Source organism: Stenotrophomonas sp. P5_B8 (genome assembly GCF_054049855.1).
This window is the reverse complement of the sequence record NZ_JBFULO010000873.1, coordinates 1-587: the sequence shown is the minus strand read 5'-3', so window position 1 is coordinate 587 and position 587 is coordinate 1. Positions and strand designations below refer to the sequence as shown.

The following is a 587-nucleotide window of genomic DNA, read 5'->3' as shown; positions in this document are numbered from 1 at the left end:
TCGGGCATATGCCAGATCGACTTTGATCGGTTCGCATCTGACCTCCAAGCCCAGGGCTTCGTACGCGAGACTGTACGCGGCGAGCACGGCAGAGTTGCCTACGAGCAGTTTCAGCGCGACAGCATGAGCGTCATCGTGGACAGGATCGGAGAGGCGTCGACCTCGCCCCAGGAAATCGCACATGCCTGCGTTCGGCATGTGACCGTGGATTAAGAGGCGCAGTCCTGCAATCTCGCGATGCAGGCCAGTGCAACGGATAATCATGCCCTATCAAAGAGACCGGGCACACCTCAGCTTATGGGTCRTAGACTCGGCGAAGACACCGCGCCGTGGCCACAGGAACGGAAGGAAGTATCTTTACCGCGAGCTTGGTCGGAAATCAACTTGACCGATTCAAACGGTCAGCAGGGAAAGTCAATGTCGAAATTCCTTTCATCAAGACTACTCATCACCGCTATCCTAGCCACCTCGCTCTGCGCGTGCGCAAGCGCAAGAAGCACGAAGGAAATCAAGGAAATTGCCATGACATCTGCAGGAGTCTCCACTACCACTCCGAAACCCTTTACTGCCGAGAGCTTGCTGAGAAG

The 587-nt window shown here is 55.8% G+C and carries 1 protein-coding gene and 1 pseudogene; one reads left to right on the top strand and one right to left on the bottom strand.

All coding sequences use genetic code 11. The features are described from left to right. Positions 1-213: pseudogene (locus ACXJKH_RS21930) on the top strand (hypothetical protein); the annotation flags it as partial. A gap of 188 nt (positions 214-401) precedes the next feature. Here ACXJKH_RS21930 and ACXJKH_RS21925 read toward each other — a convergent pair. Next, the coding region (locus tag ACXJKH_RS21925; protein WP_457322546.1) for a hypothetical protein at positions 402-587 on the bottom strand (186 nt) is incomplete at its 5' end.